At 29.3% G+C, this 25316-nt stretch carries 21 protein-coding genes and 1 pseudogene; all 22 read right to left on the bottom strand.

Going from position 1 to position 25316, the window contains the following annotated elements; all coding sequences use genetic code 11:
• Positions 1–7: 7 nt before the first annotated feature.
• Entirely contained in the window at positions 8–535 is a 528-nt protein-coding gene (locus AXY43_RS10330; RefSeq protein WP_105411509.1) for an imm11 family protein, read from the bottom strand.
• Between the two features lie 17 nt (positions 536–552).
• Complete coding sequence (locus AXY43_RS10335; protein WP_105411510.1) at positions 553–1164, bottom strand: hypothetical protein; 612 nt, start codon at positions 1162–1164, stop codon at positions 553–555.
• Between the two features lie 24 nt (positions 1165–1188).
• A complete protein-coding gene (locus tag AXY43_RS10340) occupies positions 1189–2601 on the bottom strand; it encodes a phage tail protein (RefSeq protein WP_105411511.1) in 1413 nt (470 codons plus the stop codon).
• A gap of 21 nt (positions 2602–2622) precedes the next feature.
• Positions 2623–3213, bottom strand: a complete 591-nt coding sequence (locus tag AXY43_RS10345; RefSeq protein ID WP_105411512.1) for a hypothetical protein — start codon at positions 3211–3213, stop codon at positions 2623–2625.
• Positions 3214–3238: 25 nt separating this feature from the next.
• Positions 3239–4018: a hypothetical protein gene (locus AXY43_RS10350; RefSeq protein WP_105411513.1), complete on the bottom strand. Its 780-nt coding sequence runs from the start codon at positions 4016–4018 to the stop codon at positions 3239–3241.
• A 681-nt stretch (positions 4019–4699) separates the two neighbouring features.
• A complete protein-coding gene (gene istB, locus AXY43_RS10355; protein WP_078114545.1) occupies positions 4700–5452 on the bottom strand; it encodes an IS21-like element helper ATPase IstB in 753 nt (250 codons plus the stop codon).
• Positions 5445–6740, bottom strand: coding sequence for an IS21 family transposase (gene istA / locus AXY43_RS10360; protein WP_077857071.1), 1296 nt, complete (start codon positions 6738–6740; stop codon positions 5445–5447). The genes istB and istA overlap by 8 nt, the downstream gene beginning before the upstream one ends.
• Positions 6741–7226: 486 nt before the next feature.
• The gene (locus AXY43_RS10365; RefSeq protein WP_105411514.1) at positions 7227–9857 is read right to left on the bottom strand and encodes a molecular chaperone; all 2631 of its coding nucleotides are present in this window, start codon (positions 9855–9857) and stop codon (positions 7227–7229) included.
• Between the two features lie 73 nt (positions 9858–9930).
• Positions 9931–10629, bottom strand: coding sequence for a hypothetical protein (locus AXY43_RS10370; RefSeq protein WP_105411515.1), 699 nt, complete (start codon positions 10627–10629; stop codon positions 9931–9933).
• Entirely contained in the window at positions 10626–11906 is a 1281-nt protein-coding gene (locus tag AXY43_RS10375; protein ID WP_105411516.1) for a normocyte-binding protein, read from the bottom strand. The genes AXY43_RS10370 and AXY43_RS10375 overlap by 4 nt, the downstream gene beginning before the upstream one ends.
• 72 nt (positions 11907–11978) lie before the next feature.
• Positions 11979–13817 (bottom strand): PP2C family protein-serine/threonine phosphatase, encoded by a 1839-nt coding sequence (locus AXY43_RS10380; RefSeq protein WP_105411517.1) that lies wholly within the window; start codon positions 13815–13817, stop codon positions 11979–11981.
• A 62-nt stretch (positions 13818–13879) separates the two neighbouring features.
• Positions 13880–14728: a PP2C family protein-serine/threonine phosphatase gene (locus AXY43_RS10385; protein ID WP_105411518.1), complete on the bottom strand. Its 849-nt coding sequence runs from the start codon at positions 14726–14728 to the stop codon at positions 13880–13882.
• A gap of 11 nt (positions 14729–14739) precedes the next feature.
• The gene (locus AXY43_RS10390; RefSeq protein WP_023973584.1) at positions 14740–15240 is read right to left on the bottom strand and encodes an FHA domain-containing protein; all 501 of its coding nucleotides are present in this window, start codon (positions 15238–15240) and stop codon (positions 14740–14742) included.
• 82 nt (positions 15241–15322) lie between these two features.
• Positions 15323–15892 carry an FHA domain-containing protein gene (locus tag AXY43_RS10395; protein ID WP_023973585.1) on the bottom strand — a complete coding sequence of 190 codons (570 nt, stop codon included), beginning with the start codon at positions 15890–15892 and terminating at the stop codon, positions 15323–15325.
• Positions 15893–16052: 160 nt separating this feature from the next.
• The gene (locus AXY43_RS10400; RefSeq protein ID WP_039770066.1) at positions 16053–16481 is read right to left on the bottom strand and encodes a DnaJ domain-containing protein; all 429 of its coding nucleotides are present in this window, start codon (positions 16479–16481) and stop codon (positions 16053–16055) included.
• Positions 16482–16585: 104 nt separating this feature from the next.
• The gene (locus AXY43_RS10405) at positions 16586–17011 is read right to left on the bottom strand and encodes a hypothetical protein (RefSeq protein WP_012060561.1); all 426 of its coding nucleotides are present in this window, start codon (positions 17009–17011) and stop codon (positions 16586–16588) included.
• 27 nt (positions 17012–17038) lie between these two features.
• The gene (locus AXY43_RS10410) at positions 17039–17464 is read right to left on the bottom strand and encodes a hypothetical protein (protein WP_023973588.1); all 426 of its coding nucleotides are present in this window, start codon (positions 17462–17464) and stop codon (positions 17039–17041) included.
• A 57-nt stretch (positions 17465–17521) separates the two neighbouring features.
• Positions 17522–19698, bottom strand: a pseudogene (locus AXY43_RS10415) (transcriptional regulator).
• A gap of 402 nt (positions 19699–20100) precedes the next feature.
• Complete coding sequence (nspC, locus tag AXY43_RS10420; RefSeq protein ID WP_077856015.1) at positions 20101–21240, bottom strand: carboxynorspermidine decarboxylase; 1140 nt, start codon at positions 21238–21240, stop codon at positions 20101–20103.
• A 409-nt stretch (positions 21241–21649) separates the two neighbouring features.
• Positions 21650–22852, bottom strand: a complete 1203-nt coding sequence (locus AXY43_RS10425; RefSeq protein ID WP_012060565.1) for a saccharopine dehydrogenase family protein — start codon at positions 22850–22852, stop codon at positions 21650–21652.
• Positions 22853–22995: 143 nt separating this feature from the next.
• Positions 22996–23850, bottom strand: coding sequence for a polyamine aminopropyltransferase (speE, locus tag AXY43_RS10430; RefSeq protein WP_012060566.1), 855 nt, complete (start codon positions 23848–23850; stop codon positions 22996–22998).
• Positions 23851–25308: an aminotransferase class I/II-fold pyridoxal phosphate-dependent enzyme gene (locus AXY43_RS10435; RefSeq protein ID WP_012060567.1), complete on the bottom strand. Its 1458-nt coding sequence runs from the start codon at positions 25306–25308 to the stop codon at positions 23851–23853. It lies immediately after the preceding gene.
• Between the last annotated feature and the right edge of the window lie 8 nt (positions 25309–25316).

The raw sequence follows: 25316 nt of genomic DNA on the forward strand, positions 1-25316 counted from the left end.
TATTTACTCAATTTTCAATTTCTAATCTTTCTAAATATATTCCTTTATATTCTCTTCTAAGTAAACTTTCAGCAACATCTAACCTTACTACTATTAATGTCTTTGAACTTTCTTTTATTTTAAAAATCTTTTTTCCTTTTATTTTTTCACTATTTAATATAATTTTTTTAATTTCAGTCCTATATAAATTAAATTCCGATTTTTCACTTAAGCAATTCAATTCTTCAATTATTGGTAAATAATAATTTTCCTGCCTTTCATGAGATAAATCTATAAGTGGAATAATTTTAAATATAATATCTACATTATACTTTTCTATTATTTTCTTCATATCTTCTGATATGAGAAATAGTTGAGTATCTAAAATATCTAGGAATTCAGTTTCTTCATTACACTTTATATTAAATATAATCATCTCTTCAATTTTATGAGCATTTAATAAGTTAATATTTCTAATATCAATTTTATTAAATACATTCATAAGTTTTGGCGTATTTGTATATCTTTTATCTTGTTTTAATAAAAAATAGTCCATAATTTTTTTCATCCTCTTTATACATCATTCTTTTGATTCTTAGGATATATTCTAGTTGTAATATCCATATATTCGCCCGCCATAATTCTTATATTTTCTTTCTTTTTTATGTTTTTATAAGAATCGATTTTTACGAATTCTTCTATTATAGTTTTCAGAAACTCCAATGCCAAAACATGATAGTTTTTTGCCTCTCTTAACTTTATATTTTCGATATCCATTTCCTTTATAGTTCTACCATATTCATTTTTCTTATCAGAAAGTTCCTTCATATGATTAAATAAAGGCTCATAAATAAAATCTAAATTTATATTTATTGAACACTCTTCTTTATCTAAAAACCAATTTTCATCATATAAATCAATTCTATATTCTCCTTTATTTTCAATAAGGCTCGTCCTTAATAATGAAACGTATATATATTCTATTTCTCCTTTTAATCCTTTTTCTTGATATAAAATTGCTTTCTTACAGACCGAATCAAATTTTATAAATAAATGTTCTCTAATACGCTCTCCATCTATTCTGTATCTTTCTTGAATATTTTTATACTCATTAATATATCTATTTTTTACATATTTCTCCTCAAACTCTTTCAGCACTTTTTCTTTATCAACTTTTATTATCATATTTTTGAACCTCTATAAAATATATTATTGAATATTTACCTTTCCACCGCTTACAGTTATATTATCTTGTATACTCATGTTTGCACCAGCTTGGGACAAATTTATTCCCCCACCACCTTCAATGCTTACTGATCCACCATTTATTTCAATGTCATCTCCAGCCTCTAGTACGATCTTGCTGCCACTGTTTACTTCTATTCCGCCATCATCGCTTAAACTCATAGAATTTCCTCCTGAAATAATATCTATACCTCCCGGTCTCATTATTATTTCTTTTCCATACTTTGTACTAAAGCTTTTTACAGAAGGATCACTTCGTCTAGAAGAATCACTTGACGCTACATTAACTGAGCTTATTACATAACAATTTTTTTCTGTGCTGTCTGGAAAATATACTCGTATTTTATCTCCAATTTCAGGCATACAATACCACCCTGTCCCATCTGGTGAAGAAAATACTGTTGAATATGGCATCCATACAGTTTTGTCAATTGTATTAGAATAACCATCTATTCTAAGAGAAGTCCTTACATAATCATTGTAAACAGCAATAACATAGCCATCTATGGAAACGCCAACAATATTCTCATTATTCAGCTTTCTTACTTTCATTCCATTATCATCTCTTAAAATATAGTTATTTGTAATTACACCATTATGAATTTTTAATTCCGATTTATAAAGATTTAAATATCTATCTTTAAAATGAATAGTATTATACAGACCTATAATAAGATGAGTAGAAACCTCGAAGCTGATTAAATCTATATCATTTAATTGATAATTGTTATTGCTTGATTGGATTTTGTATTCTTTTAACCCTTTATTAATTGAATAATTATATTCTTCTATTTCGTATAGTGCACTTTCCCCACGTCCTATGGAATACTTGATTCCTGGAAGAGTGCATTCATCAATAATTGCTACATTAAAATGTGAAGCTAATCTTTTTAAAAATTCCCAATCTGTTTCATTATATTGAACTACAATATAATCAATAGTCCGTCCAGCCGAAACATAATCTATCATTTGAATATCTCCATAAACACTGTTTATAGTATTAAAAATTTCTCTATAGGTTAAACCTTCCCCTTGAAAACTACGGCACTTCTTTTCTATATCCATTTTAAAAGTGTAGCTTAAAGCTTCAATATCTAATTTTTTTACATCATCTATAGATTCTATTCCTATATTAGTTATCATTCCTATAAATAAATCTTTTACATTATTTTGATCATCTTTTACAGATACTTTAATATATGAGTCATCATTAGCTACCTCTACATATTTGTCAGAATCCTCAGCTGAAATAAAACCACTTATACGAAGCTTTGAATGTTCATTAGGCTCCTTTTCTATCTTTAAATTCAAGATTTTATTAAACTTATAAGGTTCTACTATAATATCTCCTTGAGTATATACATAACCGTTACTCATTCTCCCATCTCCCTCAACTAATTAATTATTTTCTTCTTTTTTTATTCTTATAGTGTTAACCATTTGCATTATAATATCTTTCCATTCAGCATAATCCCTAAAAATACAGCTGAAAGTTCCAATTACTGTTTTTCCTTCAAGAGATAAAAAAAACATATAATTATATAAAAAATCATCTATAGCAGAACTTTTAAAATCAAAGTATCCTATATTCTTCCCATCTACTTCTAAAATTTCTTCATCAAAATATATGTTAGCTGGATTAAGTCTCTTATTAATTGCTTTCATCATATCCCTAAGCTGTTCTACATATTCTTCCGTTAAAATACTCTCTATTAATTTAAAAGTTACTGCTATACTTCCATCCTCATTGCATTTTATTACTTCAGGTCTATTTTCTGATGGATATTTAAATTTTCTTGCTTCCAATGGCATATCTTGAAAATCTTTTGGAATATACATTTTTAACTTACCTTCAAAAAATTCCGTTTCTTCAAACTCATAGTATCTCTGTCCAATTTTTATTGCTCCATTGGAGATATCCTTTTGAGCTTCCTTCTTTTCTGCCGCATTTATATATTCTAAAATCTTCTCATCAACCATTTTCTCCATTCTCCTATTCCTCCTTAAATATCAATTAATCAATCAGTATCTTTTTAAATCTTCCATTACCTCTGCGTCCATTACCTTTTGCTCCATCTTTAGCACTTCTTAATACTTCTGAAAGATACAAGTATAAATTCTCATTATTATAATCTTTCATCTCAATATCTAATTTATTTGCTAGATAGCTTATTATTATTTCTTTTTGAATAGCATCCTTACTCTGAACACACATCATTGCAAAGGATATATCCCAAGCTTCGCTTAAATTACACTCTAATAATTCTCTTCCAAATCTTCTTAAAATTTCAGGACTTAAGCTGCTACTTCCGTAAACTGCGTAAGGAGCATATATTGTATTTACCGTATCGTATTCCGTACTTAAATCAATAAAATCTGTATGGTCTGCTCTAAGCTTTGCACCCGATCTTAATTTAAACCTACAGATTTCAATCTCATTTTCTTTAATATCTAGCTTTTCATCTAGATAAATTTCCGTTGAATTTATTTTAAAATCACTATCCTGTATTTCAGGTAAGAATTTTATCTTTAAAAGCATAAGCTTATTATTACAGGCATATTCAACCTTAATATCTTCTTTTAAAAGATAAATCACATCTTGATATTTTATTATGCCTTCCAATATCTTTATGTAGTTATCAGAAACCTCTATCTCACACCCGCAGATTATTCCATTAGAATATCCCTTAATCCTCGCATCAAAAAATCCCCTTGGAAAATTTCTAAGCTCCTCCAACATCTCTATCTTTAAAAGTCGTCCGCTATTAAAAAGCGGATAATTATTTTGAAACACCTTTCTTCCCTCCTTTTCATCCAACTCTCACAATCCATATCTTATAATCAAATTCTTAAACAAAGAACCCAAAAGTTATTCTTTAAATCTTTTATTCAGTTAGCAGAACTTTCACTCAATATACTTATGATTTGATGATAGTCGCTTACTCTATAAATATCCACCAAACACATTTGAATCAAATTTTCTCAGATATTCTTATATTCTTATATTCTTAACTTCTAAAATTCTTAAGAATATATATTCTTCAGAATATTTAAGAAATCAGATACATCTTTCTAAAGCAAGCATTTGAAAATCTCGCTGCCAAAAGCACCTTCTTCTATAAAACTTCACCCACTCAGTACTCATTTCTACCAATAAAGTTCAGTCACATACCAGAAATATTGATCATGCTTTTATAGAATTCTACATCCAGTAATTTATTATCTATGTTTCATATTCAATGCACTCAAAATGGATACTTCACCAGAAATCAAATACATTTTTCTGAAGCAGGCATTTGAAAATCTCGCTACTAAAAAACAACTTCCTATGTGAAACTTCATCTACTAAGTATTCATTCCTACTAATAAAGTTCAGTCATATACCAGAAATATTGGTCATGCTTTTATAAAATTTTATATCGTATAAATGTCAAGCTAGAAATGTAACTTTTTGATCATTTAAGAATGTGGTTTTTTAATCTTCTTCTTGTTTAAAATGATCTTTTAGTCTATATGATTTTCCATTGATTGTAACAACATGGGCGTGATGTAAAATTCTATCTAAGATAGCACTAGCTATAACAGGATCATAAAAAATATCATCCCAAGAGTTAAAATTTATGTTGGTAGTTAAGATAGTGCTTTTTTTCTCATACCTCATATCAATTAATTGGAAAAACAGTTTCGAATCTTCTTTATCTATAGGTAAATATCCCAATTCATCAATAATAAGAAGTTTATACTTACTAAAATGCTTAAGTCTAGCATCTAACCTATTCTCTAAATTTGCTCGTTTTAGCTGCTGCAGCAAATCATTACACTTAATGAAATATGTACTGTACCGGCGCTTCGCAGCCGCGATTCCTATAGATGTCGCAAGATGTGTTTTCCCAACTCCGCTAGAACCTAAAAATACAATATTTTCTTGTGATTCTAAAAAACGCAGTGTTAAAAAATCCAATATTTGATCTTTATTAATTCCAGGTTGAAAATTAAAGTCAAAATCTTTAATTTCCTTTTGATGTGGAAAAGCCCCAACCTTAACCATTGATTTAATCATATTGGCTTCTTTACAGTCGATCTCGTGAGCTGTAAGCTTAATTAAAGCATCAACAAAAGATAGATTGTTTTTTGTTGTAAAATCAATAACTTCGTCCAAATGAGTAATCATTTGCTTCATCTTCAAATATTCTAAATTATTTATGAGTTGTGTATATGTACTATTCATTTTGATATATTTCTCCTATCATTTTCAAATTATTTCTGGCTACTTCTATCATTTCATATGAATTTTTATTAAATGTTAAACCACTGATTTCAGCATAATGATCAGCATGATAATTTAACTTCTGATTTTTTATTCTATGAATAGTAACTAACTTTGTGCTATAATACACATGTAGTTGATCATCATAAACTTGAAGTTTTAGTTTTTTACCTATATATTCTGGTGGTACAGAATATTGGTTTGATTTATATGAAATCATACTTTGGCGATTTACTTTAACATTTGTGGTGATTATTTTGTGGTGATTTCTTATCTGTACTTTAGGCAGTTCTGATAAGAAATCTTTTTCTTTTTCTAAATGCAATATGGGTATTTTACCAGTTGATGTATGGCATGTACCATTAATTCTATTGTTTAAATCCGAAACAAGCTTATGCAGACCTTCATAATCTAAGGTTCCATTATAGGCCCTTATTTCGTCTAATAGTTTCATAGGAGCCTCAACTTTTGCTTTTGTATTCGGTCTTCCTGCTATGCAGGGACGGACCTTAAATCCATAGTCATCTGCAAATTGTTGAAATTTATTGTTTACTTTTCCCTTAGAATAAGTAGTTCGAGGGTTATCCATAACTGTTTTCATGTTATCTGTTAGTAATTCTTTTGGCACACCTCCAAAAGTTTCGAATGACTCATCTAAAAAAGATAGTAGTATATCTTGCGTTTTATCAATCGATAATTTATATACTCTAAACCTTGAGTATGAAAGGATTACCACAAAAATATTTATATTAATAATTTCACCTGTAGTCAAAACAAATTCTATATTTTCTTTCCAATCCAATTGTGCTTGTTGCCCTTTCTCCGTTTCATATCGCATAGGCGAAGCATTTGATATATGTCCTTTTTTCCTATTATTAAAGTACTCATTAAATTCTGAGTGATTAGAAATGTATCTTCTAAACGAAGATTGTGCGCAATCTAGTCCATGATTATCTTTTAGATATTGCCATAAAATACGTTTATAATAAAATACTTGAATTGAATCTTTGCTAAGAAGCTCTTTTATAATAGGCTCAAAAGCTTCTATTTTAGATTTGCATTTTCTAGTGGTAGGTTTGACATATCCATTTATATATTTGCCTACGGTTCGAGGATCAACTCCAAGTTCTCTAGCTATTTGGCTTTTATTTACTTTCAAATTGTTTACCTCCATAAGTGGCTTTAATTTATGAAGATCTTCTACCTTATTTATTTTAATTTCTGAATAAATGTTTGTTTGTATAATCATAATTACCCCCAATAAATATTGGGTAATTATAATTTATAAAAACTAATTTGTACATTCTTAAATGATCATTTCCTTACATTCTTATCTTATCATTTATATATCGAATAATTTATTACTTATGTTTCATCCTTACTTCACTTAAAATGTATACTTCACCAGAAATCAGATACATTTTTCTGAAGCAGGCATTTGAAAATCCCACTGCCAAAAGCACCTTCTTCTATAAAACTTTACCTACTAAGTATTCATTCCTACTAATAAAGTTCAGTCATATACCAGAAATATTGGTCATGCTTTTGTGTAGTGTTGCATCAGAAGATTTTAATGGCTGTGATTCCTGATTATAAGTTGTTCCAAAGATGCTTGTTCAAAGCTTGCCTTTGAAGCAAGCATTTTGGGTGCAACTTATAATCTTGGACTCACCCATTAAAATCTTCAGTAACCGGAATAAATGCCTGACCAATATTTCGGTATTTTCACCTGAACTTATTTAAGTCCATCAAAGAAGTTTCTCTCCCATTTATCATTTTCAAAGTAGAAGAACTTTTCTTGCCCTATATAAAGTTCTTCTTCTTTTCTTAAAATGGCTAGTACATAAAATCCCCATAACTCTTCTTCTTCCCATACAAAGAATTTCACTTCATTATTTTCTATATTATCTGTTTCGTGCTGATTTATATTTGGATATCTTTCTCCTATTTTCCTTGCGTTTGTCTTTTCTAATTCTTCCTCATTAAATTGATAATTGTATTCGTATTTCACATTATCATTGCTGTCTTTTAAATATAATTTAAGTAGAATTCTATCCATGAACCTAGAAATAAACCCTTTATTTATTTCCCTGCCTTTAATTAGTGTTTTTTGCTCTCCAGCATGAGTATAGGCTGTTAATAAATATGGAAGAGTAGGCTTTTTACTTTCTATATTTATATCTGCATAGCCAAAGTTTTTATCATATAGATATTTTAGAGCTCCTTTAAGACAGGATAATTTTAATTCATACTCCTCTTTAACTTCCTTTTTACTCTTATTTATTTCAATTATTCTTCCAGGTATAAATTCTTTTAGTGCATCTCTAAATATATCTACCTTACATGATTGTCCTGTTAGTTTGATTAGAGAATAATCGTATAACTCATCATTTTCATATAACTTTTCTAAAAACTTCTTTATTATGTTGTAAACATCACCTTTTATTAAGGTTTCAATTTCATATATACTAAGAGTTATACTTGGAGCTTCCTTTACCACCTGTAAAGTTCCTTTATTCATGTAAGATAATTTCCATTTATCAAAATTTATTATATTTTCATCTAAATTTGTATCTTCCTTAGACGTTAATAAAACCTTTAAAATATCTGGATTTGAGAAGAATAATTTCTTTACTTCTTCTGCTAGATCAAATAAGAAATAGTAATTACTTCTCACCTTACAGTAATCTTCTTTACTTCTTGTTTCATATATCTGAAATTTTGTTGGAATTACTGCTTCTGCCTTTTCGTATTCTTCATTTAAAGTTTCATATAGCTCATTGATCCCAGATTTATCTATGAATCTAAATATATCTATGTTAAATTCATCTATTATTGCTTTTTTTAATTCACTCTTAGAATTACTTAAAGCATTTGCCATTAATATTTTTATTAACTGCAATATTCTAAAAGTAAGATTATTTCCTCCAAAATCCGTATCTCCATTTTCATAGGAGGTTTCTATATCTAATCTATAAGAGACTCTGCTATTTGATATGCTAAAGCTACAGCCAGTAAGATCAGTAGTTCCCCCTCCACAATCTATAATTAAAGCTTTATACCATTCGCCTTGAACATATTTCTTCTTTTCAATCAAATCTGAAATAGTGTTATACAGTACAGCTGCACTTTCTTCTAATATATTTGAACTTTCAACGGTATAGTCACTTAAAACATCTTTAAATAATGTATGGAATTTATATTTTTGCTTTGATGGACAGGATATATAGATATTTTTAAACTTACATTTAAATCTCTGCTGTGCTAAAGATATAATGTATTCTAGATATGCTTTTATAATGTCTTTTCTTTTTATAAAGGTAGTTTTATTCTTTACATCAATTACTTTTTCACTTTTTTCAAAGTCACTTATCCACCTCTTTATGTCATAAAAAAGGCTCATCCCATCATCCACATATCTTCTTCTTGCCTCAAGCATTGCATCATGCCCAAAAGCGTATTCTATTTCATCTTCTTTTATATTCTTAACACCTACAATACTTGGTATAAGTGGTGTTATTTCTAAATTTTCTTTGCTCTCATTTATTATTTTTACGAATTTTACTTTATCATTTTCGTAATCTGCGTATTCCCGATTATCAGTTAAATTTTCATTTAAGCCTGGAAATATCTCTTTATCTATATAAATACCAGCAGTTGTATTTGATGTTCCAAAATCAATTGCAAGTGGCATTTTTGTCTCTTTTAATGGTCTAACTTCAAATTGTAATATAGGCAGCGAAGTAAACTTTATATTATAATCAACTTCTATATTGTCTCCTTCATACGTATCATAAATAGTCTCTGAATCCTTTTCTGAAAAAAATAGAAGACTATAATGCTTACTTTCAGATTCTCTTGCCTCTATATATTCACCTTTAGTTAGGAAGTATTCCTCTTTATTATTCTGTATCAATTTTTTAATGTTAAATATAGTGCAAACCTTATAATTACTGTCAACTAATAAAACATTACTCTCTTCTAACTTTTCACTGCTTCTTAAAACATAATTATCATAAATTTCAAGAGCTAAGTTTTCATAAATAGTGATCTTACCTGGATAATCTATATACCTATTACTAATCACTTCTTTATTGCTTCTGCTTAAAAATCTTTCAACTCTTTCAATTCCTCCAACTAAGTAATTCTTTATGAGTTTACTTTCCTTTTCTCCTCTATATTTCATTATGAGTCTTATAAGTTCTTCTTTATCAAGAGGATTAATTATACTCTTTACCAGCTTTTCTTTATTACATATTTCTCTTAATTGAAAAGTTGTCATGAGCCTTAGATTTTTTTCTTTATACTTACTTTTTTTAATATGCTCTTCATTTCCTTTATGCAACTTGTATGAATATAAACTCATCTTTATCCTCCTAAACTGTTAAAACATATGAAACTAGGGTGTACTAAAATCAATGTCTTTATCTTATTATGCCTTATTCAACCATAACTGCCTCATTGATTTTCATAGTGTCATTAAGTCCAATAATCCCAAAATGCTTATCCCAAAATATTAATGGCTTCATATTTATTGGTAAAAATGTATCTACTATAGAACTGACTTTGTTTTCAAGCTCTACTTTTTTTATCTCATCTAGATAAATATAAATATTTTTAGGCTTTTCCTTGCTGGAATAAATTATGCTTTTTTTGAATATTTCCTTAAAAATCTTTTTAAACAATTGGATTGAAGTTCCTGTTTTATACAAGGTTATAAACCCATTCAATAAGACATCTACTTCATCTTTGTTGAAATAAATTATATTTTTCTTTAATTTTTCTCCAAACACGTTATCTAATATATCCTTATATAAAAAATTCTTATATATTTCTGTTTTACATAGTCCGCTTTTTAAGTCTAGTTCTCCTAAATAATGCAATAATATATCTAAAAGTGATTCTCTTAACTCTTTGCTCTCCTGAAAATTTATATTAAACAAATCCTTAAAAATCTCGTAAAATCTATAATATTCATTTACCTCGATAACATTATCTTCTGGAAGAGAATTTGAATTTAAATTATCAAGAGCAATTTCCATATATGGACTGCATATATCAGCTTGAACAAACTTAATATCTTCTCTAGGAATATTTTCTTCATCTGCTTTTAGAAGCACTTCCCAAATATAATTCATATCAATCTTCCTTCACACTTATATTCTGGATATATAAATTGAACTTCAGATACTAAGAAACTTAAAATATCTTTGTTTAAATAATTTTCCTTATCGGCTGGCTCAAAGTATAGAATAAGAGATTTTTTTATATTATCTTCTCTTATTTCATCAATAATAAAGTCATTTACTTCATAAGTGTGCTTCTGCTCTTCCTTTGAACTTTCCATAAGTGAAATATCATGAAACTTCAAGTATTTTGAAGCCTTAAATGAATTTATAAGTCTTGCGAGCTCAGTTTTTGTTTTTATTGTGTATGATTTATCAAAAGCTAATTTATTAGAGAAGTTTATACTAACTTGATTAGTCATAAGTTCATACTCATATTTCTTTTGGTCGTTTTTATCAGGGTTAATAATACTCCACAAATTCCACTCTATAGAGTCCTTAATGTTAGAAGATATTATTACTGATTCTTTTGTAAACATAGCCCAATTAATATCTGGATTCTTACTATCTATTAGATATCCGTTATCTTTTCCTTCTTTTTCAATTGAGATATCATGTTCGTACCCTACTTTATCAATGCACGGCATTGGAAAACCGCTACATTTTATGCTTAATTCCTTTACGTTCCAAAGTGGAACCATATTATATTTAATGAACTTGCTATAATCGCCGAAATCTACCTCAATTTCAATTATCTCTTCATCCTCTTGAATTTTATCTTCGCAGCCAATTAAAAATAAATCTGCTATCTTATGAATATATGGATTATTAATTGTTGTCCATGCGATGTTGCTGTTTATAAAGCTTTTATATAATCTCTCTATTTTGCTTTTATACTCATGATTTTCCTGAACTTTAAAGTGAGCTTCATAAGTTTTCTTATCTGTTTTTATTACTCCCTTTATATTAGAATTTCTACTGATAAATTCTTTAAAAATCAAATAATCACATTTAAGAAAAACCTTGAACAGCTTCTTGCTTTCTTTGGCTTCAAGCACTTTTAAAATTTCTTTAGTATCGTATACTTTTTCTTCTGTATCTTCTAATAACATAGGAAATAGAAATTCATCAGTTATATCAAGCCTGTCTCTTTTAACTATAGTTGAATAGATATTGTATTTTTCTTTTATATAATGTAATTCGTTAAACACTCTTTTTTCTAATCCATTAATTCTATTGTTTGAATGTTCCTCTAGCTCTTCAAATACACTATTCATTATTTTTTTAAGCATGATTCTGTCATTTAGATCTTTTATTTCACTTAATTTCTCATAAATTCTATTCTCCATATTTTCACCTACATCTGCTTATTAGTTTATTTAGATATATCTATCTCAAAACTTAACATTTTTTAATTATGATTATGACTTAGTAGAAGCCTTGTCTATAGCTGTGATTTTTTCCGTTACTTTAGCTAAATTTTCTGCATCTCCCAGGCTGTTATATGCATCCTTAGCTAAAAGATATAATACTTTTGCTGAAGCACTATCACCAGCTGCATATTTTGCATCAGCCGCCTGTGCATATTTATCAGCTTCACTTTTTTTATCTGAAGTTTCACTGATTTTTTTATCCATAAGAGCTATTTTGTCAACTAATTCATCAGCTAAACTAGTTTCATTAAGATCCTCAAATGATTTCTTAGCCAATTCATAATACATTTTTGCACTTACATAATCACCTGCTGTATATTTTAAATCTCCATTTTTTCTAAGATCTATAGCTTTATTTTCCTTATCTTCTGCAGCTTTTTTATCATCTTCTGCCTTCTTAGCTGCATCATCAGCTGCTTTTTTACTATCATCATCAGCTTGTTTCTTATCTGCTGCCGCCTTATCATCATCAGCCTTTTTTTGTTTTGCATCGGCTGCCTTTTGATCATAAATCTTTTGAATTTTATCCATTGCTTCTTTCTTTTCATCCTTTAAGTAATAATCTACTGCTAAATCTTTTACATCTAAATAATTTTTTAATGCACCATCTAAGTCATTATCATCATACTGCTTATCTGCTAAAGTTAATAAATCAGCTACTTTTACACATTCTTTTGCAATATCTATTTTCTTTAATACATAGTCACTTCCAGCCTCTTCCGCTTCTCCTGACTTTTCTAAAGCTAGTACATATTTATCTAACGCATCATCATATTTTTTTCCTTCTAAATCTTTATCTCCATCTAATACTATTTCTGTATACTTATAATCTTCAGTTAAATTATCAATATCATCTTTAAGTTTATATTTCTTCGCTGTATCTAAAGCTTTCTTATATTCCTCATCTGCTTTTTCCATATTACCGTTCTTTATATATTCTTCTGCATTTTGTTTACCTTCGTTAACAGACGCAATAGCATCCTGTTTTCTATTTTTATGAATTATAAATGCCCCTACTCCTATTGCTATAACTAAGAGTAAGAGTATTGCAACTATTATAGCTATTTTTATTTTCTTGCTTCTTTTTGGGTCTATGTATGACTTTTCTACAAATGTTAATGCTAATGTATAGTTCTCTATTTCCTTCAGCTGCTTTGACAAAATCATTTCTTCAATATTATCAGTAACCTCTTTAGGTTCCTTTGCGCCTTCTAGTGAATCCTCTATCTCCTTAGCATCGCAATTCTCCCATATTCCTTTTGTAAGAATTGCAAATGCATCTCCGTCAGAAAGCTTTATTCTTTTTGATATATAAATTTTATTTAAATTATCTTGTCCTAAATACGAAGAAAGATTATTTCTCTCAAAATGTTTTGACATTGCATCTGATGGAATCATTTCATCATCTACTAAATTTTGAGCTAACGACTGATCCTTACTCTTATACTTTAAATATCCATCCTTAAAGTAGTAAAATCTAGTATTTCCTATAACTGAATATATTAATTTACTATAATTAGTTACAACTACTGTAATTGATGCTTTTAATCTAACATTCCTACTGCTTCTTATTAACTCACTATTTGCATCCTTTAAGTATTTTCTTAGAATAAATCTGTTCATAGTCGGTTTTGCTGTGAAGTCTTTAATAAATGTAGTCACTGCAATTTTTGCACTTTCTAATTCCTTATCTTCATCTATTCCATCAGCCACTACATAACATGCATAATTATCTAATTCAACAAATGCGAAGTAATCTTTATTTTGTAGAAAGGTTCCTTCTTCTGATATAAAGCTTGTCTTAAACTTCGAGTTTAACTTTCTCATTATCGTCCACCCTAACTTAGTTTTATTAGTTTAAATAAATTTGGTTTTATCCTTAAAAGTTTTTATTTTTTACCGCAATATTTCATAAGCATAATACTGCCATTGCAATTATTTTTATTATTATCTTTAACGTTCTCCATTATTTGCCCACAAATTTCATTTATATTAGCTTTTTTATTTCCTAAAATTCTTTCAATTTCTATCCATCTTAACCCTTCATATACTCCTCTGCTCATGAGTATTATTATGTCACTTTTTTGAAGTTCAATTGGGGTTTCAGAAATTTCTATATCTCTAAACGATCCTTGTCCAATATAATATAGAAGTTTCTTTTCCTTTAGTGCGTATAAAGCTTCGTCTTTTTGAATTTTCCCATTATAATATTGTTTTTTTGCTACTTCACTTATAGAATGACCGTTACTTAGTTTTACAAGTTCCTTATTTCTAAAAATGGCTAGCATAACGTCTCCAACTAGAGCGTAAGATAATAAATTATCATATATTATTACACTAAGTACACTTGCTCCGCCCTTATCCTTTTCGACTCTTTTTATAATTTCACGGCTGGCTTTGTTAAAAGCTTTCTTAAAAAAGTATGTTATCTTTTCCTTGTTTCCTTCCTCTTTAAATAACTTACTTATTGTTTTTACAGCCACAATGCTTGAAATTCTTCCTGCCTCATTTTTTCCTAGTCCATCTGCTAAAACTGCCATGGTTCCACTTGATTTATTTACTACTTCTAAATAATCCTCTTGTATTTCTTCATTTCCAATAAATATTTCATTTGCTATCTCTAATTCTCGCTTATAAATTCTTCTTATTAAAAAATTCCGTGCTATTAGTAAAAGGATTAATACTGCTAATAGTAAAAATATAAATTTCAAATTTGAGTAATCATTAATATTAATCATATTATATATACCTACTTATTATCTCCCCATTCAAAATGCTCTCCACAAAATGGTACAAAAAGAAATTTGCTTTTACCAAGCTCAATTACATCATATGGTGATAATTCAGATGGCATGTAAGCTGGTTCTTCATTTAAATAAGCAATACCTGATGAATCCCCAGGTAATAGGACATTATTATTTTTCTTGGGATCATATACGATTATTGCATGATTTCTAGCAGCAATTCCATTATCCCCTATTATTTGAATATCCATATCATCTGATCTACCAATAAAGTTTTTCCCGCTTTTTATCTTATAATCCTTACCAACCCTTGTACCTTCAATACATACAAGCCATCCACAAACTGGTTCAATTTCTTGGTATAAAAGATTAGTTTCTATATCCATTTTTTCTTGAACTGGTTCTGGTCTTTCCTTTGTTGAAGTATCTATATTACAATATGGACATATAGTTCCATAACGCCTTTCACTAAACATATGACCATTGGGACATCTAATAAGACCCATTTACCTCACTCCATTTCATTTAAGTAAAAGTTAACATTTCAATGTATTTCCTATTAATTAAGTAACTTTTATTTTCCTTGGCTCATCTAAGTAAAAGTTTAACCTTAGAAATAAATAGAATATCTCCTCTTTTTAATTCACAAGGAGCATCTTTTACAATTCTATATTTTGTATCATCAGCAGCTTTCTGGATTACAAGTCCAGCATTTTCTGATAAATCTTCTACATACCATCTTCCTGATGCATAATTTAATACTGCATGCTCATTTTCTATAAATTTAGAGTAAATTGAAGTACTTAAATCTATAAGCATTTCATCACTCCTACCATTTTTCCCAATAAGAAATGATATTCGCTCTCCTATATCCCAACTTCTTATAATTTCATTCTCTTCGTTAACTAGCTCAATTTTGCTTATATTACTTTCATCTTCCATTATTTCTTCTTTGTGCAGTTTCTTGTATAAACTGATAAATCCCCATACACCAAATCCCATTACAATAACAATAATTAATGTTCTTATATAAATTGATTGTATTGTGATATATGCAACCACACATATTAGTGCAATTATTACGCCTATAAATACATTTATTATCTGCATTGTCACTAACAGCTTATTATTAAAATTCATATTATTTTCTTCTTTCAAAGTAATTCACTCCATTACTTCTTATTTATCTAATAGCTAGCATCTGTAACCATTCTCTTTTAAATTGAGAATTTAAGCTGCATGCTCTCAGACGATATCCCCTTTGAGGGTATCAGTCAAACTAATTTCAGAAAGAGCATAAAACTCTACCCGAAAAGCTTCACTTTATATTAAAAAAGCTATCAAACATTTTGCTTGTATCTATTGGATTCTTTCCCTTTTTTAACTTTTCTTTATTAATATCATTGCTGTTCGCGTTAAATCCAAAAAAATTTTCAAAATATTTATTTAAGTTTTCTATACTTTCACCTTTATCTTGATATGTCTTAGTCTTGTCTTCTCTACGTGATTTATTTTTTGTTTCTTGATTATTCTTTTCTTTAAATATTTCTTGATCATATTTTTTTCTTGATTCTTCTTTGCTTAAAAGTTCATAAGCTTCATTTACTTCTTGAAATTTTCTTAAGGCATCCTTATCATCTTTATTTCTATCAGGATGATATTTCTTAGCCAAACTTCTAAATGCTTTTTTTATTTCATCATTACTAGCATTTATTGATACATTTAATACTTTATAATAATCTTTCACCTTACACCCCATCTTTTAAGAATGATTTTAGTGCTTCTACGTTATAGTAAAAGATTTTTCTTTTGGAGTTAAGCTCCAAAAGAAAAATCAATTTAATTTTAAGATTAAGCGCTATATCCGCCCTCTATTGTAACAGTACTTAGCTTGTCTTTCTTTTGTCTTACAACAAGTTCAAAAGTACCTATACCTTCAGTATCTCCAAATGTTTCTTTATAATCTACTACAAAGGCATTAGGATAAGTTATTTTTCTTATAATTTGATCTGCTGAAATTACTTCTACAGTTACTTTTCTATAACAGTCAGCTTTTTCTGCTGGTACTAATGACCATGTACCCATTTTTCTTGTGCTATCAAATGGATCTCCATCAACTGCTGTTAAGATCTTACCTTTAATAACCATTGTACTTCCTACGTCTTTTGATCTTGCATTTGAATCTTCTGGAGTATCTGTAATAAGTTTTACTGTTTGAACACTTTCTATGCTAAGATCTATTGTTTCTGCACCTTCAATTTTCACTTTAAATCCCATTTGTCAAAATCCTCCCTATTTTAATTTCTATTCAGCAAAACCGCCTTCAAATTTAACGCCAGCAGTTTTGTCCTTCTTTTGTTTAACGTACAACCTAAATGTACCAACACCTTCTACATCACCAAAATCTTCTTCGTACTTAACTACAAATGCATTAGGTAAAGTAAATTGTCTTACAATTTGAGAAGCAGAAATAACATCTACTTTAACATTTCTATAACAATCAGCCTTTTCTGCTGGCACTAATGACCATTGTGCTAATTTAATTGTAGTATCTGCTACCTCCCCATTTACTGGTGTCAAAATTTTACCAGTTATCTCTAATGTTGTTCCTAAATCTGTTGAACGTGCATTGGAATCATTTGGAGTATCTGTTTTAAACTCTACAGTTTCAATACTTTCGATGTTTAAATCAATACTTTCTGCGCCCTCAACTTTTACTCTAAATCCCATTTTTGAGCCTCCCTTTATTTTTATTTATAATTAAAATAGATTTTTAATCTATTATAATTAGCCAACTTGACTGTGTGCATCATTACGTGTAATCTCAACTTCTAAGTTCTTAACGTTGCCGTTAAATACTAGGTCAATATTACATGTTCCATTCTTTTCATTTATTACAAAGTTAATATCATCACCATCTTTTACTATGGCATTAGTATATTCTTTATGAGCCACCCACTTACTCTTAACACTAGTTGGATTATTGCTAAAGAATTTAATAATATTATCTTCTTTAAAATCATTAGTATAGAATCTCAATATTCTTTCTATATATGTTGTTACTAGTGTTTTATATATTGATTCAAAATCATTTTCGGTAGCCTGTAAGCTTCTAGCTTTATAAACAGTAATTTGTTTTATATCTTTACCTTCAAGCTTTGCATTTTCAGATGAAAATACAAAACCGAAATTTTTCTTATTTATTGAATTTTTAATTTCATTTGTAAAACCAGATATTTCTTTTGCTAAAGTAGTCGTTATCTTTAGAGCATTAGAACCTGATTCTATATCAAATCTAACTCCTGGATATTCGCTATATATATCTCCAAAATACTCTCTTAAATATTCTGGGCATTGGTATGCAGCTACAACTCCAGCTGCTATATATGAACTTCCAATATAGACTCCTTCAATCCAAAGTTTTAGAATATCTTCTTTTTCTTTAGATAACTCTGCAGAGCCTTCTTCAGAAAGCACCATTCTTTTATCTAATACAACCCCAGATTTTTCCTTTGGAATAACTGTGAAATTAGGTACACATGGAATTGCAAATTCACTATAAGTGTTATGCATAAGTGGTTCACATTTATCCACAAATTTTTCAATTCCGGCTGTTGCTACATGATTAAATGTAGTATCCTCTCTTGGTTCAAAACTAAAGAATATTTGAACACGATACTTTTTAACTGTATCTAGAAGTGTTGCTAAATCTTCCATAGAATTTGAATCTGTTTTCTCCATTTGCTTATTGGCCTTAAATCTTTCTCTTCTAACCTTATTCTTACTTTGACCTTCAAGCTCAATTGATGGAACTACTCCAAACCAAATTGTGTTATCAAAATCATTTTTATCATTTACTGAGCTTAAATAAGTATTTAATCTTGGTAAGTTTTGAGCATTTACTAATCTGCTAAGCTTTGTATTTGTAACTAACAAACTCGGCTTCATTCCCTTGTTCTTTGTCTTGTATTGATCAAAAAACATTTTTACGCCTAATATCTTTTCTATTAATGGCTTAACTGTCTTTATAAAATCATCCTTAGATGTTTTGTAGAAATCTAAATATGTGTTATAATTGCTTACTTCTACTCCTAAATCAACAGAACTTTCCATAGTAGATGCTAAAGGACAGAAAGTTCTTACTACTAGGCTTTTTACATACTCTGACTTCACTTCATTTACTTCATCATAATCGTCTTCAAAAGCCTCAATAAGTCCCATATTTGCCTTATCATCTATAGCAATCAATGATCTTTCCTCTACCTTTGGGGCTTCTAATACTTTTAACTCTCCATCTTCTCCCATGCTTAAAACGCCTAGTTTAAGAGGTTCATTTGAATTATTCTTATCCTCGCCTCCAAGAAGTAACCTTGTTTTTATATCTTCAATAGCAAGTGGTAACATTGCCATTATGTTATTATAGTTTGAGCTAGCTTCTTCAAACATAACATTAAGCTTGTCCCCTAGATCAAGTTTGCTTGGATCTTCATCATCTAAAGCTTCATATTGGCTATATGTATATTGAATTTCCTTTCTAGTTTGTTTTATATCATCCATTACTTTTTTAGGTGATATCATATCCAATAGATTTTCAAATTTAAAATCTACATTAGCAATACCTTGAGCTCTCTTTGTGTCAATTAATGTGATAACATTTTTAAGAAATCATTTGACTTATTAATTGGAATTTCTGTTATTAGCTCACTTGGAAAGTTCTCAGGCTTTTTTAACGTATACATTACTTTTTGATTAGTCGCATTATAGAAAGAATATACAACTGGTGAGAACTTATCCAAAAATTCATCAAAACTATTAACTAAAAGAAGTTCATTAATTTCTTTTATCTTATCGTCATTTAAACTGTTTAACCCTTTTGTATCACCTATTATAGTAATTAAATCTAATTTTTCAGGGTTTATTTCCTCAAATAATATTGTTCTATTGGTTTGGTTTATAACATCCACTTTATAATCCTCCTATATTGTAAAATTACTTTTTAATCGAACTCGTTTAATATGATCCCTCTTACCCCATTATAAGTAGTTTTGCATTATTATTTATCCCTGATAATATTTTTACATATTAACGAAATTATGTAAATTAACCCAGAATAAAACGCCAATATTCAGTAATTAAACGTTAATATAATGGAATAAAACGCATTTCATCCTCTTTTCCGCTTAAATATTCTTTTAATCCCTTAATATGTACGTTTCATTCTTTTAATATTGTATTTTAAATTAATATGATATATAATTTTATACTAAAAAAATAGCTGTCTAAAAGCAGGAATAAAATCCTATTTTTAGACAGCTAATTTATGTTTATTTTTAATTATATTTTCAAAACTTTAACCAAATTATAATTTACAATCTAGCTTTAAAATCTTCATATCCAAATTCTTTTATTACTTCAATACCTTTTTCTTCACTATATTTTACAATTGCAGGAAGATTAACTCCATTAAAGGTATTATTCTTAACCATTGAATAAATAGCCATATCACAAAATACAAGTTTATCGCCTGGCTTTAAAGGTTCTTTAAATGAATAATCTCCTATAATATCACCTGCAAGGCAAGTAGGACCACCAAATCTATAAGTAAATTCGAATTCATTTGTCTTTCCAGCACCTATTATATTAGGTCTATATGGCATTGCAAGTACGTCTGGCATATGACATTCCGCTGAAGTATCTAGTATAGCTATATCCATTCCATTTTTCATAGTATCTAATACTGTTGATACAAGGAATCCTGTATTTAGAGCAATGGCTTCACCTGGCTCAAGATATACTTGTACTCCATATTTATCTTTTATGAATTTAATAGATCTTATTAGTGTTTCTATATCATAATCTTCTCTAGTAATATGATGACCACCACCAAAGTTAATCCACTTCATTTTCTTGATGTACTTTCCGAATTTTTCATCTACCACTTTTATTGTACGTTCAAGGGTATCTGAATTCTGTTCACACATTGTATGAAAATGCAATCCATCTATACCTTCAATATCTTCTTCTTCAAAGTTAGCCAAAGTAACTCCCATTCTTGAATTTTCAAAACATGGATTATATATATCTGTTTCTATCTCTGAATACTCAGGGTTAATACGAATAGCACATTCGATTTTCTTTCCTTTAAAGTTTTTTACTTTATCCTTATATTTTCTCCATTGACTAAATGAATTAAATACTATATGATCGCTATATTTCATTATCTCATCAAATTCATCTTCTCTATATGCAGGAGAATAAATATGTACTTCTTTCCCCATCTCTTCATATCCAAGTCTAGCTTCATGAAGAGAACTTGAAGTAACTCCTTTTAGATACCTTCCAATTAATGGGAAGGTTGAGTACATAGAGAATGCTTTAGTTGCCAGAATAATATTGGCACCTGTTTCCTTCTGTACATAATCTAAAGTCTCCAAATTCTTCTTAAGAAGTCTCTCATCAACCAAATAACATGGTGATGGTAATTTGCTTAAATCTATATCTTTCATTAAATCACCAAACCTTTTTCTAGTTATAAATTTACAGTAAAAAGTAAGGATGAAAGCCACAGCTTTTCGTGAAAATAAACTAGTTCCAGGAAACTCTAATTAAGACTTCATCCTTATTTTTTCGTTAATATAATAATTTACTAATTTAGTTTAATAAATTAGTATCTAAATCATTCTTAATCTCAGAAAGGGCAGGTACTCTTTTGTGCAGTGTTGCATTTAGAAGATGGCTGTAGGTATTTCTTAATTAGAAGTTGTTCCAAATATGCTAGTTCAAAGCTTGCCTTTGAAACCAGCATTTTGGATGCAACTTCTAATGTTAGAAATCCACAGCCATCTTCTATAGCAACCGAAACAACAGAGTACCTGCCCTTTCAGTCCGTTATTACTTGATTAAAATACTCACAATTTATTCAACTAAAGTTGGATCAAAGCTTTCTTTCCATGGTAATCCCCATTTATTTAACTCTTCCATAAATGGATCTGGATCGAATTCTTCTACATTATATACTCCTGGTTTCTTCCATAAACCTTTCATTACTAAGCTTGCACCTATCATAGCTGGAACTCCAGTTGTGTAAGAAATTGCTTGAGATCCAACTTCTTTATAACATTCTTCATGATCACAAACATTGTAAACATAATATGTTTTATCTTTTCCATCTTTTTTACCTTGGAATATACATCCTATATTAGTCTTTCCTTTTGTTCTTGGACCTAATGATGCAGGATCTGGTAATACTGCTTTAAGGAATTGTAATGGTACTATTTGCTTTCCTTCAAATTCAATTGGTTCAATTGATGTCATACCAACATTCTCAAGTACATTTAAATGTGTTATATACTTTTGTGAGAACGTCATCCAGAATCTTATTCTCTTAATTCCTTTAATATTTATACCTAAAGATTCTAATTCTTCATGATGTAATAAATACATATCTTTTGGTCCGATTTCTGGGAAATCATAAACTCTCTTTATTTCAAGAGGTTCTGTTTCTATCCATTTCCCTTCTTCCCAATAGCTTCCTGGAGCTGTAATTTCACGAATATTGATTTCTGGGTTAAAGTTAGTTGCAAATGGATAACCATGATCACCAGCATTAGCATCTAATATATCAATATAATTTATTTCATCAAAATAATGCTTTTGAGCATAAGCACTAAATACACCAGTAACCCCTGGATCAAATCCACTTCCAAGTAATGCAGTTAAACCTGCCTTTTCAAATTTTTCTTTATATGCCCATTGCCACTTATATTCAAATTTTGCTGTATCAAGTGGTTCATAGTTAGCTGTATCTACATAATGAACTTTTGTTTCTAAACAAGCATCCATAATTGTTAAGTCTTGATAAGGAAGCGCAAGATTTATAACAACTTCTGGTTTGAATTTATTAATAAGCGCCACTAATTCTGGGACATTATCAGCATCGACCTTTGCTGTTTGTATTTTTGTCTTAGTTTTTCCTTCTAATGAAGCTTTTATTGCATCACACTTTGATAAAGTTCTACTAGCGATACAAATTTCCTCGAACACCTCTGAATTTTGACAACATTTATGAATAGCAACGCTAGCAACACCACCAGCGCCAATAATTAAAGCTTTTCCCATTCCAATTCCTCCAATTTCTTTATAAAATGAAACTTTTCAGACGGAGCTTTATGCTCCAGCTGAATTTAGAATATTGACTTATTATTTTTTGATTATCTTCAAGTCATGAACAAAAAATTTAATTGTATTATCTGATAATTTTTCTAATCAGTAAGTCCATTTAACATATCTCTAACGTAAGTTGGAAGTGCAAAGCACCCTACATGAAGATCTGTATTATAATATTTTGTTTTTATCCCTAACTTATTCCAAGCTTCTGCATCAAAATCCTTTATAGGGTGATACTTTTTTGAAGCAAATCCAAATAACCAATGTCCTGATGGATATGTTGGAATATGTGCTTGATAGACCCTAATGATTGGAAAAAATTTCGTTATTTTTTCATGAGCTTCTTTCATTGCAGCCGCATCATTATCATAGTATGGACTTTCATGTTGATTAACTAAAATTCCATCTTCTCTTAGTGCTTTATAGCAATTTCCATAAAACTCCTTAGTAAATAATCCTTCTCCTGGTCCAAAAGGATCTGTTGAATCAACTATTATTAAGTCATATTCATCTTCTTTATCACGTATAAATTTCAAACCATCTTCATAGAATACATTAACTCTTTTATCATCAAGCTTACATGATGTTAGCGGAAAATACTCTCTACAAATATCAACAACTCTTTTATCAATTTCAACCATATCTATCTTTTCAACTGTGCTGTATCTTGTAAGTTCTCTTATTGTTCCACCGTCACCAGCACCTATAACTAAAACATTCTTAATATTTGGATTAGTTGCCATTGGTACATGAACTATCATATCATGGTAAATAAATTCATCTTTTTCAGTTACCATCATTAATCCATCTAATGTAAAAAACCTTCCGAATTCCTTAGCTTCAAGTACATCTATTCTTTGGAATTCAGTTTTTTCAGTATGTATTTCTTTTTCAACTTTAATTGAAAATCTTACATTTTCTGTGTGTTGTTCTGTATACCATAACTCCATTTACTTGTCCTCCACAACATTAATATTTTCAATTTTAGTATCTTCTGTTCCAGTTAAAAAACAACCTTTTTCTTTTGCATAATTTATGTAGTCCAATATTTCTTTTGTTATTTTTTCTCCTGGAGCAAGAATTGGTATTCCTGGTGGATAACACATTACAAATTCAGCACATATTTTCTCACTGCTTTCATTTAGCGGCACTGAAGTTTTTTGAGAATAAAATGCTTCCTGAGGAGTTAATACAACTTCAGGATCTATATACTCATGATCAAACATACCAATTTTATCTTTTGAATGCAATCTCTTAATTTCAGATAATGAAGATATTAATCTTTCAATTGCAAGACTACGATCTCCAACAGAAATAATAGCTAAAATATTTGCAATGTCTCCCAATTCAATTTGTATACCATACTCATCTCTTAATAGATCATATACTTCTATTCCAGCAAGACCTATTTCTCTAGTGAATACAGATAACTTTGTTATATCAAAATCATAAACTGCATCTCCATCAATTAACTCTTTTGAAAAGGCATAATAACCGCCTATTTTATTTATTTCACCTCTAGCATATTCAGAGATTTGCTTTACTTTATCAAAAATTTCTTTTCCATGTAATACAAGATCTCTTCTTGCCAAATCAAGTGATGACATTAAAAGATATGAACCACTTGTAGTCTGAGTCAAATTAATTATTTGACGAACATATCCTATTGCTAAATCACAATTTAAGAGTAGAAAAGAACTTTGAGTTAAAGATCCTCCAGTCTTATGCATACTGACTGCTGCCATATCTGCCCCAGCATCAACTGCTGATAAAGGCATATTGTCACCAAAATAAAAATGTGTTCCATGAGCTTCATCTACTAATACGTACATTCCATTTTCATGGGCAAGTTTCGTAATTTCTTTTAAATTTGAACAAATCCCATAATAAGTAGGATTATTTACAAATATCGCTTTTGCGTCTGGGTTTTCTCTAATTGCTTTTTTTACATCTTCAACTGACATCCCAAGTGGTATTCCAAGTTGTTTATTTGTTCCTGGATTTATATAAACCGGAATTGCTCCGCTAATTATTAAAGCATTTATAGCACTTCTATGCACATTACGAGGCATTATAATCTTTTCACCTTTTTTACATACACTCATAACCATAGCCTGAACTGCAGAACTTGTTCCATTAACCATTAAAAATGCGTGCTTAGAACCAAATGCATCAGCCGCAAGCTCCTCAGCTTCTCTTATAACCGATACCGGGTGAATAAGATTATCGAGTGGTTTCATTGAATTTACATCTACTGAAAGACATTGCTCTCCCAAGAATTCCCTAAGCATATCGTTTCCTCGGCCCTGCTTATGACCTGGTACATCAAACGGAACCACTCTAGCTTTCTTATATTCTATTAATGCTTCATAGATTGGTGCTCTTGAGTGGGATTCTTTGTTTTTCATCGTATACA

This window comes from Clostridium sp. MF28, assembly GCF_002969175.1.
Classification (GTDB): Bacteria; Bacillota; Clostridia; order Clostridiales; family Clostridiaceae; genus Clostridium; species Clostridium beijerinckii.